The organism is Gilvimarinus polysaccharolyticus (assembly GCF_001187555.1).
Classification (GTDB): Bacteria; Pseudomonadota; Gammaproteobacteria; order Pseudomonadales; family Cellvibrionaceae; genus Gilvimarinus; species Gilvimarinus polysaccharolyticus.
In genome coordinates this window covers 24,373-37,655 of sequence record NZ_LFIJ01000003.1, presented here as the reverse complement: position 1 = coordinate 37,655, position 13,283 = coordinate 24,373, and the positions used below count along the sequence as shown (strand labels likewise).

Below are 13,283 nucleotides of genomic sequence, written 5' to 3'. Positions count from 1 at the left end.
AAGCGCTCACCACTGGATGATTTATCTACCGCTGTTAGCCGGCTCATTTATCGCCATGCTGCCGCTTATTATCATTGCCGAAAAGCGTCGCAAAATGAAGCCGGTATTTTTAGCGGCTATTGCGCTGCTTGCAGCTGCTTTGTTGTGGTTGGTTGTTGCACCGCAAACACTGTGGTGGTGGCTGCCTGGGTTGTTCGCTTTTTTTATGGCGTTTAACCTGCTAGAGGCAACACTGCCCTCGCTGGTAAGCAAGTTGGCTCCGGCAGGCTCTAAAGGTACGGCAACAGGCATATACTCTACCGCGCAATTTTTAGGTGCATTCACCGGCGGTGTGGCCGGTGGCGCATTGCTGCAATGGCAGGGCGCGCAAGTGGTTCTGGCGGCCGGTGCCGTGTTGGTGGTCTTGTGGTGGTTGATTGCTAGATCTATGACGCCACCGCGCTATTTAGCCAGTATGCTATTGCCATTAAATGGTGCGGACCCTATCGCCGTAAGTGACAAGCTTGAACAAATAGATGGCGTTGCCGAGGTGTTGGTAGTGCCCACAGAAGATATGGTGTATTTAAAAGTCGATTCACAAAAAGTAGAGCGCGAGCAAATACTGCAGGCAATGGCCAGCTAAACAAGCTAACTGGTGCTAAAGTACTAAGCATGACAACCGAGCGGATTACTGTGCCCGATGCGCGCAGGCCGCAATAAACAAGATACATTTAGGAGATAATTATGGCAGCGCGTGGCGTCAATAAAGTAATCATTGTAGGTAATATGGGTCAAGACCCTGAAACTAAATACATGCCATCGGGCGGAGCTGTAACCAACATTAGCGTGGCCACCTCCGAGCAGTGGAAAGACAAGCAAACTGGCCAGCCACAAGAGCGCACCGAATGGCATCGAGTGGTGTTTTTTAACCGCCTTGCCGAAATCGCCGGCGAGGATCTACGCAAAGGTTCTAAAGTTTATATTGAAGGTTCATTGCGCACCCGCAAATGGCAAGGTCAAGATGGCCAAGACCGTTACACCACAGAAATTGTCGCCAGCGAAATGCAAATGCTAGACAGCCGCGGCGGCGATGGCGGCGGCCAAAATTACAATCAAGACAACAATCAAAGCTACGGCGGCGGTCAAAACTTTGCTGGCAACCAACCACAGGGGCAGCCCCAAGCACAACCTCAAGCGCAGCCCCAGCAGGCGCCGCGCCAAGTTCCGCCACAACAGCAATCACAGCCTCAGCAATCGCCACAACAACCGGCGGGTGGGTTTGATAGCTTTGATGATGATATTCCTTTTTAGAGGTCACTTGAGTCTATAGCATTAAGTGTCAAAAAAGCCGTGTTATACGCGGCTTTTTTGTATTTGTGCGATATAGTCCAAGCTTGCTTTGATTTTACAAAAAGAATGTGATGAAGCTCGGTAAGGAAAAATTTAAACGGCGCTGATTTGATACTATCAATTTTACTTGTGCAATATTGGGTGCGTGACTACTTTGTAGGTAGGTTTTCAGCTGATATGTCGAGCAGTAGTTCTGAGTGTTAGCTCTACGAAGAGCGCATAAATTTGAAATAAAATTCTATCGCATTAGGCAGCTAGAAAATAACAAAGCCGATGTTGTTTTGTATAAGTTATAGGAATCCGCGTTCAACGTGATTGACGGTCTTTCTGACACTTGGTCGGCTACTGTTTTCCCAGCTTCAGATCAGTTGTGCCTGTTGCAATGCGAAGGTTTTATGGTCCAAGAATGGATCAAATGTTTTTCTAAAGAGCGGTAAAAATATCTATTGTTTTCGTTGAGTGTGTGCTGGCGCGCACAGTTTTGTGTGGGCGATTAGTTGGCATAATATACGTGAGATTTGTTAGGTGCAGGGATCATGTCGGTTCAATCTTATTCGTTAATACATATTTTATATTTTTGAGTCTGTCGGTATTTTCGTCTGCGACAAATTGCCACATTGTCTGCAGGTGTTCACTTTGGTAGCTTTGCGATATTTTTTAGCCCTTAAATATCCGAGAGCCCTATGCTGACATCCGTGAAGTTTGTGTTTGCCGCACAATGCGTCCTATTGAGTTTAACTGTCTCCGCTGAGCCGCACGGTTCACCCGCAGAGAATCAACTTATTGAGGAGTTGTATGTTGTTGGGGCTGGAGAGAGCCGCTATACGTCGGCGCCTTTTTCGAGCTTAACGAATAATGGGCTCCCGCTGTCTGATTCACCGATGTCTGTGCAGTCGGTACCTATGGCTGTTCTTGAAGATCAAGAAGCCAACTCTCTTCAGGATGCACTGCGTAACGTCAGCGGTGTTCAGCCAGCGTTTACGATGGGTGGGGCTTACGAGCGCCTTACGGTAAGAGGCTTTACCAATAATCTGGCCAGTTATAAAAATGGTGTATTGCAGCCGGCTTTACATTTTTACCGTGCTAATACTGAGCGAGTTGAGGTTTTAAAAGGGCCGGCGGCGCTTGAGCTTGGTATGGGCGACCCCGGTGGCGCAATTAATATCGTGACTCGCGCGCCAACAGAAATACCGCAAATAAGTTTAAGTCAAACGGTTGGCTCGCTAGATGAATACAGTACGACGCTAAATGCAAGTGGTCCGGTCGGTTCTAAAGATCTGCTATTTAGGCTTGATGCCTCTTTGCGAACCTATGGTGGGTATCGAGATATTACGGATTCTAGTGAGTATCTGGTGGCGCCATCTTTGTTGTACAAAGTGTCTGATGCAACACAGCTTCGAGTGAATCTGGAGCTTGCCGGTGGCGAATATATGTACGATCAAGGGCTGCATGCATGGCAGGACGGCATTGTTGATCTGCCGCGTGAGCATAGCTATGGGCAGGGTGATGCTTATCAAGATTTTGATAATCGCGCATTAGAGGTCGTGATGGATCACGTTTTTAATAATGCTTGGTCTATGCAGGCAGGTTTCGCGGCCTCTAGTTCAGAGACTTACTTTCGCTCGATATATGCGACGGGAAATCCTGGGCCAGATAATACCGTTGTGCGTCGCTCTGCTTGGTTTGGCCCTGAAAAAGTGGACAGTCAAAGTTTTTGGGCGCATTTAAACGGACGTTTTAATACGGGTTCGATACAGCATAATCTTACCGTGGGCGGGCAGTCATTTGCTTATGACTTTGACGGGCAAGCTTCTATTACGTTTATTGAGGAAGTGGATATCTTGAGTTATCGCGCGGGCGATTCTCGTATCAATATTGAAACGTTTGATGGTTATACACAGGATGATGCTATTACTCGGCAAGATGATCAAACAGATGGCGTATTTATCCAAGATCAGATGTATCTGACTGATCATTTAATTGTTTTACTGGGCTTGCGTTATGATTCTGCAAGCCGTGAATTGGCAACTTCTTATTTTTCACCGATTGAGCATTACGCGCGCGACGACGATAAAACGACAGGGCGTGTGGGTGTTATTTATAAGTTTTCAAATGGTTTTTCTCCGTATGTAAGTTATTCTACTTCATTTGGCCCCGGCTTTAATTATTTACCCAGTGCCCTTTATAACCCAGAAACGGCAGAGCAATTAGAAGCCGGTTTTAAAATGACGTTGTTTAATGGCAAAGCAAACCTGAATGCCAGTGTGTTTGAGCTAACAAAAAGTAATATCCCCACGCCTGACCCTGACATCCCTAACCGAACCGTGTCCATTGGTGAGGCTCAAAGTCGAGGGCTCGAGCTGGATTTTATGGGTGAGCTGAGCGATGAGTTATCTATCATGGCCAATATTGCTTTGACCGATACCGAGATCACGCAAGATTTTTCTGGCAATCAAGGTAATGCTCTGCCGAATGCCCCCGAGACTCAAGCGAGTCTATGGTTGCGGTATACGTTAGGGGCGCTGGCACTGGGCGGTGGTCCTGTTTATGTGTCGGAACGATTTGGCACGTCAGATAATAGCTACCAAGATGATGCATACACACGTTGGGATTTGTTTGCTTCTTATGATCTACAGCTGTGGGGAGTACCAGCTACGGCACGTCTTGTTTTTAATAATATAACGGACGAGACCTATTACACATTGCGTTCACGTTGGTCCAATATGCCCAACGAGCCATTTAATGCGGTCGCTTCAATTAGTGTTAATTTCTAATGCAGTTGGGACGTAAGTTCGGTGTATTTAAGTTGTTGCGCCTACTGCATCGGTATGTTGGGTTAGCCATTGCTTTGTTTATTATTCTTGCGGCACTTACTGGCAGTCTGTTGGCCTTTATGCCCGAGCTGGAAAAGTTAACCGCTCCGAGATTATATAGCTCAGAGGCTACATCACCACGACTGTCGTTTGCCGATTACGCCTCTGCGGCAGAAAATATTGATTCGCGTGTTTTGGTAAGGTCGGTATCATTTGCAGAGCAAGGGCGAGTGATCGTTGGTGTTATGGCAAAAAACAACCCGGCTACCGGTGAGTTGTTTTTGCTCGGCTTTAGTCAGATGTTGTTAGATCCGACAGATGGCACTTTGTTGGGGGTGCGTACCCATGGAAGTCTATCAGAAGGCTGGCATAACATTATGCCGTTCATCTACCAGTTGCATTACAGCTTGATTCTTGGTGCCCCTGGCTGGTGGCTGATGGGAATTGTCGCCGTTATTTGGACCATCGATTGTTTTACCGGGTTGTTGATTACCTTGCCTCTACGCGCTAAACGCCGGACGCCGCGCCGGAGTTTTATGTCTCGTTGGGCTAAAGCATGGAAAATAAAAACCGGCAGTTCTTTTGCGCGATTTAATTTTGATCTCCATCGGGCTCTGAGTCTTTGGCTTTGGTTGGTATTATTGGTTTTTGCGTGGAGCTCTGTGTATATGAATTTGTGGGGTAGTTTTTATTTACATGCTACCCGGCAAGTTATGGAGTTTCATCCGCCCTGGTATCACCTTGCAGACAGAGAGCCTAGTGATCGTCAGCCGCCAATCAGTTGGCAAGCTGCCCAGACATACGCTGATGATGCAATGCAAGCATTGGCTCAGCGCGAACAGATCGAAATCATTCAGCCAAATGCGCTGGCCTATGTTCGCAGCTATGGTGCGTACCGCTATCGAGCTCAATCGAGCAGAGATTTAAGTGCTAAGCATGTTCGTACCGAAGTGTATGTGGATGCTGTGACTGGCGAGCCTATTTTCCATTACCTTCCTACCGGTCAGTATGCGGGTAATACGGTCAGCTCATGGCTGCATGTTTTACATCGTGCACGGATATGGGGAGTTTGGTATCAAATTTTTGTGAGTCTTCTCGGTGTTTTTTTAGTGGTTATCAGTGTTAGTGGCGTGCTTGTGTGGTGGAAGAAACGAGCGTAAGCCTTTTTTGCTTGGAGCTATTTTTGCGTATTGTTTAGTGACCTGCCGCCACGTAAATGCAGTGGCTCGGCAATCTGTTGCGCTAATTCCCGCTAGGCCCAATGCTGGGCTAGAGGGAATTTTTACATTTACTCAACACTACGTTAGCGGTTGTCTAAGCGATATTTAAAAATACAGCTGTAACCGTGAGCGTGATCCAGTATTTTTAAGTTGGCTTAAGTTTAGTGGGTTAGTAATAACTGTATCGATTGCGCAATTCTTTCAGCCAAGCATCGGCATCGGTCAAGTTTCGAATCGTATTGTCGCGTTGTTGCTCAAGGGCACCCTGGCGCTTTTTTAGTTGTGCTATTTCTTCGTAAATTGCACGACGCCGTGTCTCGGATGTGCCGCGCGCAAATAATATGGCCTCTTTCTCTTGCAGCAGTTGTTCTATATTCTGTTGCTCGGCTTCATTGTTGCTTTGCTGCTTTTCAAGTTCACTTACATTACTTTCGGCCTGATAAATTTCTCGTCCTGCTTCGTAGCCATCCAGAAAGTTCGGCTCGAGTAACGGTGGGCAAATACCTTTGTATTGATAGCCATTGCGGGCCCGATTAAAGCCGTTGCGGGGAGTACAGAAGCTGATTAGGCCTTCTTTGTGGCCATCGCGGTAATTGCTTAAACTGGGGGTTATACCATGCTTGGCACAGGCTTCACGGTGGGCGCCAATGCGCGAGTCGGGCAGGCCGTTAGCGCCATCTTCGTAGCCTATGGCCTGCCAGTCTGCGGTTATGCATTCGTCTTCGTTGAGCGTGGCGCAACTAGCTAATAGGATTAATAAGATAAGTGTTAAAGCTCTTTGTAGCTTCATGCCTATGTCCTTAAAAATGAGTCGATACAATACCTGGTTGCCATGCCCTGTTGCCGAGGGTAGAGGTTGTTTGTGTAAATTTTAGGTAATAGTGTCGCATACTTAACGGAATTGGTCATGAGTGCAAAGCTTTCTATATCTAATGTCGAGAAGCTTTGGTTTAGTGCGCGGTTGTGAGAAGGGCGGTGAGGTTATCGTGTCGAGATGGATTGCAAACGCAGATTACGACAGAGGTTCAAAGGCCACATTATGTGACCCTTACTCCCCGCCGTAACCTGCGATATAACGTTAAGCTTGTTGTGGTGCGTTATTGGCTGGCAGGGCGGTATCTAACAGCTCTGCAATAAAGTCTGCAAAGCTCTGGCCGTCTTGGTTGCCAGGTGCTTCGGCGTCACCGTATAGGCCGTCGACGATATCAAGTAACAGCTTATGCGGTTCGGCAAAATGGTCTGCTTGGTTGAGTGCTTCTTGCGCGTCGTTAATAAATTGGCCAACGGGTTGTAGGCTCTGCTGCAAGCTGTTGGGGGGCGACCCGTTGCCGTCATAGGCACTGCTAACCCGTTGAATGTCGACCCGCGTTAGATTAAGGGCAAAGCCCTCGATCTGGCTGCGATCGTAGCCCAGCTCTAGGGCCGACGCAAAAGCGTTGGCAATATCACCACTAAAGAACGAATCGGCCAGTGAGTTAACCTGCTGTAGGAGCTCGTTAATAGCGGTTTGCTCGGTGTCGTTAAGCTCACCGGTAACATTTAAGCTGTAGCTAACGCTCGAGCTTGACGCGCTTGAGCTGCTGCCATCTTCGGCGCGCCAAAAGTGAGTTTCGCCCCGGCTGGCATTTGCTTGAATACTGACTTTGTCGCCCTCTGCGGTTAGCAGCTCGAAGCGAAAGCTCTGCGCCGAGGCGTATTCATAACGCGCTTGGGTTGGCGCAGTATTGGGTGCTATTTGGCTTAATTTGGGAGCGTCGATATCGGTAAGGGATCGGCCTAAGTGATCTTGTGCCAACTGATCGATTCCAGAGGTGACTAAGTCGTAGGTTTTACCTATGGATGCGCTGACGTTACCGTCCAGTAGGCTCAGCGCTTCTAGTCGATCACGAGCTTCGTTAAAGCCTTTATTAAAACCCGACAGGCCTGCCTGTAGGCGCGCTTCTAATTCCTCATCGGTGGCGCCATTGGCGATATCGCGTTCAATTTGACGCTGGATAAAACCAAGAATATTGCCGGCGGCTTGCTCGGCCGTTAACGGCTTGAATGTGCCAATCTCTGGCGCGCCGAGTTGTTCGGCCGTTTTTTCGCCGACCAGCGTGAGTGCTCGAGTTACGGTACTGTGGACGACGCTTGTCTGTGAGTGCAGTCCCAGTGTTTGACTGGACGGGCGAAGCGCGCTGTTTAGGTCGGTCTGATTAAGGGCCATATAAACCTCAGAGTTTTAGTGCATATGGGGTTATCGGCAAAACTGTATAATCTTTAGGTTAATTATTAGGCGTTTATGTTCTAACAAATGATTCAAAAGTGCTTTTGTGTGTATTGATGTAGCCGAGCGAGCTGACGGGGTGGTGGTTGCAACTTAATATCTATTTGCGGCCGATCAACCTTGGCGGTGTAAAGTGTGTTGGCTTCTATGTGTGATATAAAGACATTATTGCGCTAGTGGCAAGGGTGTATCCCTGCTATTTGCGTTGTATGCTTTGAGCCGGTCGTGGCCGCTGCTTATTGCCAACCCAAAACAAGTGAGATTAGATTTGAAGTTGTTATTAACCGATAGCACCCATCCGTTGGGTGTGGCGCTCGAGCACGAGCTTGAGCGCGAACCATTTGGTCTATTAGCCCCAGCGCTTAACGACGTCGATTGGTGTGATCGAGACGCTGTCGATGCTTATATAGGGCAGGGCAAGCCTAACTTGGTGATTAACACCTTGGGTTGGGCCGATGCGCCGAGCGCGGCCGAATGTAAGCTGTTGCCATTGGCCGCTGATGCTTTGGCGCAAGTTTGTCAGGCACGGAATATCCCGTTGATTCAGCTGTCGAGTTATCGAGTGTTTGGCGATGACAATAAAAGTAAGCACGCAGAGCGCGATGAGCCGGTACCCAATAGTGTCGTGGGACAAGCTTTTTATGATGCCGAGCACGCTGTTACTGAGCGGCTGCCGCGCGCCATTGTGTTGCGCACCAGCTGGGTGATTGGCAGCGTCGGAGATAACCCGGCAACACGTTTACTGATTGCGTTGCAGCAGGATGAATGTTGGCGCCTTAATAGCCGTTTGCGTGGTGCCCCGACGGCCCTGTCAGATGTTGCCAGAGTTATTGTTGGGCTGATTAAACAGATTGGTTGCGGTACAGAGTGTTGGGGTGTGTATCATTATTGCAGTGGCGATACGTGCACCGAGGTAGAGTTTGCCGAGCAGTTGGCTCAGGTGTTGGAGCAACAGGATTACCAAGGGCCGACGCCAAAGTTTGAGGTGGTTGATGAGGTGCGTGCCGATGAGCCGGTAAGCGCTGTATTGGGCGTGCAGAGAATCCGCAATGATTTTGGTGTACAGGCGCGTACTTGGCGGACAACGTTAGTGTATATCGTTAAGCAATGGTTGCAGGCGAACCCATCATAGGCTTAATAGCGGCGGGCTGTTAATGGTGTGCAAAGAGCAGGAGGGGGCGAAACGTTTAGGATTGAAGGCTTAGCAGTAAGTCAGTAAAACAGCTAAGCCGTTTTACTGACTGTTATTTGCCGTGGCGACTTAGTCTTCGTAGCGTTGGAATATAAGCGAGGCGTTGGTGCCGCCAAATCCAAAGCTGTTTGACAGTACGCGATTGAGTGTGGCGTTGTCTTGACGCTCACGTACAATCGGTACGGTTGCTGCCTCTGGGTCTAACTCTTCGACATTAGCCGATGCGCAGATGAAGTTATTTTCCATCATTAATAATGAATAAATAGCTTCTTGCACGCCGGTAGCACCCAATGAGTGGCCGGTTAATGACTTGGTTGAGCTAATCGCCGGTATTTTATCGCCAAAGGTGCTGCGTACCGCTTTTAGCTCGGCCAAATCACCTACTGGAGTACTGGTGCCGTGTGAGTTGATGTAGTCGATGTCACCGCTCACAGTCGCCATGGCCTGGCGCATACAGCGCTCGGCGCCTTCGCCTGATGGTGCCACCATATCGTAGCCGTCAGAAGTGGCGCCGTAGCCCACCAGCTCGCCATAAATTTTTGCACCGCGTGCTTTGGCGTGCTCAAGCTCTTCGAGTACCAAGCAGCCGCCACCACCCGCAATGACAAAACCATCGCGCGCAGCATCGTAAGCCCGTGAGGCTTTTTCTGGGGTGTCGTTATATTTGGTCGACAATGCCCCCATGGCATCAAACAGGCATGACAAAGACCAGTGCTCTTCTTCGCCACCGCCGGCAAACACCATATCTTGTTTGCCTAACTGGATTTGCTCCATGGCATTGCCTATACAGTGGGCGCTAGTGGCGCAGGCAGATGATATAGAGTAATTAACGCCTTTGATCTTGAATGGCGTCGCCAGACAGGCTGATGTCGTACTGCCCATGGTTTGGGTGACACGATAGGGCCCAATGCGTTTTAGTCCACGGGTGCGTAAAGTGTCGGCGGCTTCAACCAAGTTTTTCGAGCCGGCGCCACCTGAGCCCATAATAATACCGGTGCGCTCGTTAGAGTATTCAGCTTCGGTGAGGCCTGCATCTTCTATGGCTCGGCTCATCGAGACATAAGCGAACGCCGCAGCGTCTCCCATAAAGCGCAGGACTTTACGGTCGATTAACTCTTTTAAGTCGAGATCAATTGAGCCTGATACGCACGAGCGAAAGCCCATCTCTTCATAGCTTGAGTTGTAAGTGATGCCGGAGCGGCCGTGACGCAAAGCCTCCAGTACGGTGGGTTTATCATTACCGATGCAGGAAACAATGCCCATACCGGTAACTACAACGCGTTTCATAGGCTACCTCTTAATAATGTTCAGCCTCAGCAAGAGCGGCTATATTTTGTTTATTATGCCACAGTGCGGCGGTTTACAGCTGCTTGGATGTGGGTGCTGGATATAAGTGCCCCGCCATTAAAAGGCGTCGGTATTTGAGAATAATCCGACTCGCAGGTCTTTGGCAAAATAAATATCTTTTCCGTCAACGGCAACTCGGCCATCGGCAATACCCATAATCAGTTTGCGCTCAATAACCCGCTTTAAGCTGATGTGGTAAGTAATTTTTTTAGCCGTTGGCAATATTTGCCCGGTAAATTTAACTTCACCGCAGCCGAGTGCACGTCCACGGCCAGGATTGCCCCTCCAGCCAAGAAAGAAGCCCACTAATTGCCACATGGCGTCTAAGCCTAAGCAGCCAGGCATAACTGGGTCGCCCGGAAAATGGCAATCAAAAAACCATAAGTCAGGGGTAATATCCAGCTCGGCGATAATTTCGCCTTTATTGTACTCGCCGCCGGTTTCGCTGATATTGGCAATACGGTTAAGCATAAGCATGTTGGGGGCAGGCAGTTGTGCATTGCCGGGCCCAAACAAACGACCTTGGCCGCATTCGATCAGATCTTCCAGGCTGTATGAGCTTTGCTGGATATGTGAATTCATAATGTTAACTCTGGGCAGTAAATCAAACGGGTGGCCCCATCTGGGCCGCAAAGGGGCACATTCTACCTTGTGCCACTGGCTTGTCTAGTGTTCTGTCTGGTAATCGTATTAATTTGGAGCCCATATTGGCCGTCTTAAAGGCGGGCAGGTCACTTGGTTGTGGCGCCGATTTGGCGCTTTTCTTTAGTTTGCTGCGACTAGTGATCGCGGCCGGTGGCAAATTCGGCTATTTCGACCAAGGCTGTTCGATAGCGGCTGTCGGGTAGGGTGTTTAATGCCTCTAAGGCTCGGGCTACTGCTGCTTGAGCCGCAACTAATGTGTATTCCATTGCGCCGGTAGCCTCGACGATAGCGACGACTTGCTCAAGTTGACTGGCATCACCATTACTAATGGCATTGCGAATCAGCTCGCGGTCGGTATCCGAGGCTTTCTCCATGGCTCTAATCAGCGGTAGCGTGGGCTTGCCTTCGGCTAAGTCGTCGCCGACATTTTTACCCAGCGCTTCTGCATCGCCTTTGTAGTCTAGGGCGTCGTCGACTAACTGGAAGGCGATACCTACTTGCATACCATATTGGCTTAGCGCTAAGCGCGAGGCTGCGTCGGTTTCTGCCACTACGGCACCTACCTCACAGGCGGCAGCAAACAAAACGGCGGTTTTCTTTTCGATTACTTGTAAGTAACCGGCTTCGGTTAAGTTGGGGTCTTTGGCATTAACCAGTTGTTGTACCTCACCCTCGGCAATGATGTTGGTGGTCTTGGACAGGATGCTCATAATGTCCATATTGCCGATGGCAACCATCATTTGAAAAGCGCGGGAGTAGAGAAAGTCACCGACTAAAACGCTCGGGGCGTTACCCCATTCGGCGTTGGCGGTAGGACGACCACGGCGTAGGGTCGAGGTATCTACTACGTCGTCGTGCAACAAAGTGGCGGAGTGAATAAACTCAATAATGACAGCTAAATCTAGATGATGTTTGCCATCGTAGTGCAGTGCGCGGGCGCACAACAGCACCATTAAGGGGCGTAAACGTTTGCCGCCGGCCTCGATAAGATAATGGCCGATGTTTTCGACTAAGCCGACATCGGAGTAGAGCTGGCGAATGATTAAATCATTCACATCGCTAAAGTCGTCGGCGACGACATCGTGAAACGGCAACATTTACAGGTCCTTATTGGCGCGAGAACGCATCCTAGGCACGGTGGCGCAGGCTGTCAAGCCAACGCCTCTGTGCCAACGTCTTAGTGCAGCTTGAGTTTTGGCTTAAGCCAGCGGTTGATACTGCCCGATAACATCACTAGGGCGGTTTTCATATAACCGTGTACGGCGACTTGGTGCATCCGGTACAGAGAGACATACACGATACGCGCCAAACGCCCCTCAATAAATAACGAGCCACCGCTTAAGTTACCCATAAGATTGCCGACAGTCGAAAAGTTAGACAGTGACACTAGCGAGCCATAATCTTTATAGCGATACACTTTAAGCGATTTTCCGCTGAGTCGTGCGCGAATATTGTGGTAGCAAATGTCGGCCATCTGGTGGGCTGATTGCGCGCGCGGCGGCACGCGGCTGCCGTCGGTTTGAATAAACTCGGCGCAGTCGCCTATGGCAAATAGGTTGGGCTCATTTTTAATTTGTAAGTAAGCGTTTACCGGCAGCTGATTAATGCGATTGGTGGGAATGCCACCAATATTTTTGAGTGCATCGGGGACTTTAACTCCGGCGGCCCAGACCATTAGGTCGGCGTCGATTTTTTCATTGTCGGCCGTTTCTAAGCCGTCGCTAACCGCCGCAGTGATCCGTGTGTTGAGCTTAATTGTGACCCCCATTTTTATCAGCTCACGACTGGCAGCGGCTGAGATGCGCTCGGGCAAGGCCGGTAAAATTCTTGGGCCTGCTTCTATTAATGTGACATTTAAGTGCTCGCTGTCGATGGCATCAAACCCGTAGGTATGAAACTTGGCCACGGCGTGATGCAGCTCGGCCGACAGTTCAACCCCTGTAGCGCCGGCACCGACAATGGCAATGTTGACGGTGTTGCGCGTTTGGGGGAGACGCTGAATCTGTAAAAAGCGGCCTAGCAGTTTATTGCGAAAGCGGTGTGCCTGGGAGGGGCTGTCAAGAAAAATGCAGTGATCTTTCACCCCAGGGGTATTGAAGTCGTTAGATGCGGAGCCGATGGCGAGCACTAAAATATCGTAGTCGATGCGGGTTTCGGGCAACAGCTCTTGGCCGTCTTCATCATCTAAGGGGGCGAGTACAACTTGTTTAGCACTGCGGTCGATATCCGTCATGGTGCCAATATGAAAATAAAAGTGGTTGTCAAACGCGTGGGCTCGGTAGCTTACGGCATCGACCCCCTCGTCCATGGTGCCCACCGCAATCTCGTGTAATAAGGGCTTCCACACATGGGTGGTGTTGCGATCGATTAGGGTGACGTGAGCCTTGCCTTTACGGCCTAATTTACGCCCTAGCCGAGTGGCCAATTCTAATCCGCCAGCACCACCGCCGACGACGACAATTTTTTTCACT

General features: G+C 49.5%; 11 protein-coding genes. 5 read left to right on the top strand and 6 right to left on the bottom strand.

Annotated elements, in window-relative coordinates:
• The 4 genes from GILYN3_RS16940 to GILYN3_RS15875 all read left to right on the top strand — a co-directional run.
• Positions 1-622 (top strand): MFS transporter (locus GILYN3_RS16940; RefSeq protein ID WP_232305628.1); only part of this gene is annotated, 622 nt, incomplete at its 5' end.
• A gap of 101 nt (positions 623-723) precedes the next feature.
• Positions 724-1,290: a single-stranded DNA-binding protein gene (gene ssb / locus GILYN3_RS15885; RefSeq protein ID WP_049724018.1), complete on the top strand. Its 567-nt coding sequence runs from the start codon at positions 724-726 to the stop codon at positions 1,288-1,290.
• Positions 1,291-2,012: 722 nt separating this feature from the next.
• Positions 2,013-4,103, top strand: a complete 2,091-nt coding sequence (locus GILYN3_RS15880) for a TonB-dependent siderophore receptor (RefSeq protein WP_084005587.1) — start codon at positions 2,013-2,015, stop codon at positions 4,101-4,103.
• Positions 4,103-5,302 carry a PepSY-associated TM helix domain-containing protein gene (locus GILYN3_RS15875; protein ID WP_049724016.1) on the top strand — a complete coding sequence of 400 codons (1,200 nt, stop codon included), beginning with the start codon at positions 4,103-4,105 and terminating at the stop codon, positions 5,300-5,302. The genes GILYN3_RS15880 and GILYN3_RS15875 overlap by 1 nt, the downstream gene beginning before the upstream one ends.
• Before the next feature lie 229 nt (positions 5,303-5,531).
• Here the strand turns inward: GILYN3_RS15875 and GILYN3_RS15870 are convergent, their stop codons facing one another.
• Together GILYN3_RS15870 and GILYN3_RS15865 are read right to left on the bottom strand one after the other, a co-directional pair.
• Entirely contained in the window at positions 5,532-6,152 is a 621-nt protein-coding gene (locus GILYN3_RS15870) for a DUF2799 domain-containing protein (protein WP_049724015.1), read from the bottom strand.
• A 288-nt stretch (positions 6,153-6,440) separates the two neighbouring features.
• Positions 6,441-7,568, bottom strand: a complete 1,128-nt coding sequence (locus tag GILYN3_RS15865; protein ID WP_049724014.1) for a DUF5610 domain-containing protein — start codon at positions 7,566-7,568, stop codon at positions 6,441-6,443.
• Between the two features lie 328 nt (positions 7,569-7,896).
• Between GILYN3_RS15865 and GILYN3_RS15860 the strand changes: the two genes are divergently transcribed.
• The gene (locus GILYN3_RS15860; RefSeq protein ID WP_198147397.1) at positions 7,897-8,760 is read left to right on the top strand and encodes an SDR family oxidoreductase; all 864 of its coding nucleotides are present in this window, start codon (positions 7,897-7,899) and stop codon (positions 8,758-8,760) included.
• A gap of 129 nt (positions 8,761-8,889) precedes the next feature.
• Here GILYN3_RS15860 and fabB read toward each other — a convergent pair whose 3' ends face one another.
• The 4 genes from fabB to GILYN3_RS15840 form a co-directional block, all read right to left on the bottom strand.
• A complete protein-coding gene (fabB, locus tag GILYN3_RS15855; protein ID WP_049724012.1) occupies positions 8,890-10,107 on the bottom strand; it encodes a beta-ketoacyl-ACP synthase I in 1,218 nt (405 codons plus the stop codon).
• A gap of 117 nt (positions 10,108-10,224) precedes the next feature.
• Positions 10,225-10,749, bottom strand: a complete 525-nt coding sequence (gene fabA, locus GILYN3_RS15850) for a 3-hydroxyacyl-[acyl-carrier-protein] dehydratase FabA (protein ID WP_049724011.1) — start codon at positions 10,747-10,749, stop codon at positions 10,225-10,227.
• A gap of 197 nt (positions 10,750-10,946) precedes the next feature.
• A complete protein-coding gene (locus tag GILYN3_RS15845) occupies positions 10,947-11,909 on the bottom strand; it encodes a polyprenyl synthetase family protein (protein WP_049724010.1) in 963 nt (320 codons plus the stop codon).
• Between the two features lie 80 nt (positions 11,910-11,989).
• Positions 11,990-13,282: an NAD(P)/FAD-dependent oxidoreductase gene (locus tag GILYN3_RS15840; protein WP_049724009.1), complete on the bottom strand. Its 1,293-nt coding sequence runs from the start codon at positions 13,280-13,282 to the stop codon at positions 11,990-11,992.
• Position 13,283 lies beyond the last annotated feature (1 nt).

Bases quoted from the DNA above. Each gene is read 5' to 3' on its own strand.
- GILYN3_RS15845 (WP_049724010.1), bottom strand. From the start codon at position 11,909: ATGTTGCCGTTTCACGATGTCGTCGCCGACGACTTTAGCGATGTGAAT.
- ssb (WP_049724018.1), top strand. From the start codon at position 724: ATGGCAGCGCGTGGCGTCAATAAAGTAATCATTGTAGGTAATATGGGT.
- fabB (WP_049724012.1), bottom strand. From the start codon at position 10,107: ATGAAACGCGTTGTAGTTACCGGTATGGGCATTGTTTCCTGCATCGGT.
- GILYN3_RS15865 (WP_049724014.1), bottom strand. From the start codon at position 7,568: ATGGCCCTTAATCAGACCGACCTAAACAGCGCGCTTCGCCCGTCCAGT.
- GILYN3_RS15880 (WP_084005587.1), top strand. From the start codon at position 2,013: ATGCTGACATCCGTGAAGTTTGTGTTTGCCGCACAATGCGTCCTATTG.
- GILYN3_RS15870 (WP_049724015.1), bottom strand. From the start codon at position 6,152: ATGAAGCTACAAAGAGCTTTAACACTTATCTTATTAATCCTATTAGCT.
- GILYN3_RS15875 (WP_049724016.1), top strand. From the start codon at position 4,103: ATGCAGTTGGGACGTAAGTTCGGTGTATTTAAGTTGTTGCGCCTACTG.
- fabA (WP_049724011.1), bottom strand. From the start codon at position 10,749: ATGAATTCACATATCCAGCAAAGCTCATACAGCCTGGAAGATCTGATC.